Below are 2,756 nucleotides of genomic sequence, written 5' to 3' on the forward strand. Positions count from 1 at the left end.
ATTTTTCAGTATTTTTTTGCCTAAATTTTTTCTATAATTTCCTTATATAATAAAAGAAAAGCCCATCTTTATGACGGGCTTTTTCTATTAAAACTCTTTACCACCTGAAACTTTAACATCTACTTCATATTTATTTAATGCTTGAACTGCACACTCTAAAGCTTTTGTTATAGTTGCAACTTCCATATAAGGCATATTTTTCTTATCAACAACTTGCTCTGTTATATAAGGAACATGGATAAATCCACCTTTTATATCTAAGTTATTCTTTGAAATATAATAAAGTAATGAGTACATTATATGATTACATACATATGTTCCAGCCGTGTTTGAAACTGAAGCTGGTATTTTTGCTGATTTAATCTCTTCAACAATACCTTTAATAGGAAGTGTTGCAAAATAAGCATTTTCTCCATCTTCATAAACTGGAGTATCTATTGGTTGATATCCTTCATTATCTGGAATTCTTCCATCGTCCATATTAATAGCTACTCTTTCAACTGACATATCATATCTTCCTCCAGCTTGTCCAATACATATAACAACATCTGGTTTGTGCTCATCTATTCCTGCAAATAGTTTCTCAGCTGATTTTTTAAAAACTGTTGGTATCTGTAATTTTATTACTTCTATACCATCTACATTGTCTTTCATCGCTTTTACTGCTTCCCATGCTGGATTTATACTTTCTCCTCCAAATGGGTCAAAACCTGTAATTAAAACTTTCATTACACTACCTCCTAAAAATTAAAATGCTAAGAAATACATTAATACAACATGTATTGCAAGAAGAGGTACTGCTACACCTACTTGCTTTAATATTACACCATTTTTGTTTTTCATCTCTAATATAGATGCTGGAACTATATTAAAGTTAGCTCCCATTGGTGTTAATAAAGTTCCACAGAATCCTGCTGTTAATCCAAGAGCTCCAACTACTGCTGGATTACCACCTTGAGCTATAACAAATGGATATCCTATCCCTGCTGTTATAACAGCAAAAGCTGCAAATCCATTTCCCATAATCATTGTGAATATAGCCATTGCTAAACAGTAAACAGTTACACCTGCTAAAATATTTCCTTCTGGAACTACACTTCCCATTATTCCAGCGATTACAGTTCCAACTCCAGCTTTAGCAAATACAGAACCTAAAGATCCTAAAAGTTGTGGTAAAATAACTGTTGGACCCATCTGTTGTAAAATTCTACTTGAATCATAAGGAATTTTATCAAACTTTTCTTTTGTTACTATCATAGTAACAACTAAAGCAACTATTGCTCCTATTCCTAATCCTATTAATCCACCTAATTTTGTAAATTGAGCTATTGAAAATGCTACAACTCCTATTAAACCAGCTGGAACAAATAACATATTTCCAATTTTATGAGCTTGTTTTTCTCTAAACTCCTCTGTACTTGTTGTAAATGAAGCAAGTGAAACAGATTTTGTAGCACTTAAAACTCCCATTACTAAAAGTAATCCTCCTACTATTGCTGGATTTACATGAGGTCCACCTATAAATAGGAATCCAAATATAATCCAAAATGCTGCTGATCCTATTCTCTTAGGATTCTTTTTATCTAAAAATGAATATACACCGCTTATCAATAAAATAATTCCGCAAAGTATATACATAAATTCTAATAACATCTTTACATCCATTAATTTTGCCTCCTACTTTGTTCTTAACTTTTTAATTTTTCTATCTAAACGATAGTATTGGAAATATGCTAATACTAAAGTTATTAGTGCTACTGGTATTGAAGCTTTTGCTACATCATAAGCTTCTACCTTTACACCTAACTCTTGTAAAGTTCCAACAATTAAAAGAACTCCAGAAGACGCTACGAAAACATTTTGTCCAAAGAAATTAGCATAGTTCTCTGAAGCATTAGTTATTCCTTTTAAATCTTCATCTAACTCTTCTGATACTACTCCATCTTTCTCAATAGCACCTTTTGCCATAGGATAAATCAATGGTCTAATAAATTGAACGTGTCCACCTAATCTCATAGATAAAACTGCTGCTAACATTCTCACAGTTACATATATTGATAAAACTTTTCCAGCTGTTGCACCTTTTAATTTTGATATACAAATTGATGCTCTTTCTCTTAAACCGTTTCTCTCTAGTATCCCAACTACAGAAAGTGTTAATAATAAAAGTGTCATATATCTAGTTTGAACAAAAGCTGTTCCTAAAATATTTAAAACCTCAACAAAGTCAATTCCTGCAACAAGTCCTGTTGCTATTCCAGCTATTAAAACAACAGCTATAGTATCTAATTTGATTATAAATCCAATTAGAATAATTAATACCCCTATTAATTTAATCACAATATCTCACCTAAATCCTCTCTTTTAAATGAGTATCTCTTTCCACAGAAATGACACTCAGCTTCAACTGCTCCTCTTTCAGCTAGTATCTCTTCTAACTGCTCTTTTCCTAAAGTTATAACTCCTTTATAGAATTTCTCTCTATCACAGTTACAGTTATATTTTATCTCTTTTGACTCTAAAATTTCATATGATTCCACTAATTTTTCATGAGTTTCATCATTCATATCCTCATATAAAAGGTGTAAAATTCTTTCGATATCCATTCCACCCTTAAATAGCTCTGTTACACTTCTGATAGCTCCTATTTTCTTCTCTAACTCAACTATGAAACTTTCCTCTGCATCTGGTAAAAGTTGAATCATATATCCACCAGCTGATCTAACTGTTGTTTCATTTTCTAAATCTACACCTAA

4 protein-coding genes are annotated in these 2,756 nt (G+C 31.6%); all 4 read right to left on the reverse strand.

What is annotated here, in order from left to right:
* Positions 1–87 precede the first annotated feature (87 nt).
* Entirely contained in the window at positions 88–729 is a 642-nt protein-coding gene (pcp, locus tag Q0V08_RS11395) for a pyroglutamyl-peptidase I (protein ID WP_185890821.1), read from the reverse strand.
* 18 nt (positions 730–747) lie between these two features.
* Entirely contained in the window at positions 748–1,665 is a 918-nt protein-coding gene (locus Q0V08_RS11400; RefSeq protein WP_297434835.1) for a DUF979 domain-containing protein, read from the reverse strand.
* 12 nt (positions 1,666–1,677) lie between these two features.
* A complete protein-coding gene (locus Q0V08_RS11405) occupies positions 1,678–2,340 on the reverse strand; it encodes a DUF969 domain-containing protein (RefSeq protein ID WP_297434836.1) in 663 nt (220 codons plus the stop codon).
* The coding region (locus Q0V08_RS11410) for an Hsp33 family molecular chaperone HslO (protein ID WP_297434837.1) at positions 2,337–2,756 on the reverse strand (420 nt) is incomplete at its 5' end. The genes Q0V08_RS11410 and Q0V08_RS11405, both read right to left, overlap by 4 nt.

Origin of the sequence: uncultured Cetobacterium sp. (genome assembly GCF_947038635.1) — a bacterium.
Taxonomy (GTDB): Bacteria; Fusobacteriota; Fusobacteriia; order Fusobacteriales; family Fusobacteriaceae; genus Cetobacterium_A.